The organism is Vibrio sp. 378 (genome assembly GCF_033339435.1).
Map to the genome: position 1 here is coordinate 1 of NZ_JAWOUO010000907.1, position 576 is coordinate 576.

At 46.7% G+C, this 576-nt stretch carries 1 pseudogene; it reads left to right on the forward strand.

Annotation, left to right across the window (positions count from 1 at the left end):
* Window positions 1–576: pseudogene (locus R7Q48_RS29530) on the forward strand (pilus (MSHA type) biogenesis protein MshL); the annotation flags it as partial.

A 576-nucleotide genomic window follows, 5' to 3' on the forward strand; every position in this document is an offset into this window, starting at 1 on the left:
TCCCTGATGATATTCGTGAAGTGCGCGAGTTTTTGGGTGTGTCTCAAGAACGAATGCAACGCCAAGTGATTCTTGAAGCGAAAATCTTAGAAGTCACGCTCAGCGATGGTTACCAGCAAGGTATTAACTGGTCGAACTTATCGGCGTCAATTGGTAACTCAGGCAGTATCATTGTTAATCGCCCCGCTTCTGCTCTGCCTCCATTAGATGCGATTGGTACGCTTCTTGGCGGTCAAACCAACGTTACGATATCTGATGGTAACTTCGAGGCTGTATTAAACTTTATGTCGACGCAAGGCGACCTCAATGTACTCTCAAGCCCACGTATTACGGCGGCGAACAACCAAAAATCAGTGATCAAAGTTGGTACCGATCAGTACTTCGTGACTGAGCTTTCCAGTAATGCGGGTAATGGTGAAAACTCTAATGCGGTCCCTGAAGTAGAACTGACGCCATTCTTCTCGGGCATTTCACTTGATGTGACGCCACAAATCGACAACAAGGGCAACGTGTTCTTGCATGTGCATCCAGCGGTCATTGAAGTCACAGAAGAAGTGAAGCAGTTAAATCTTGGTG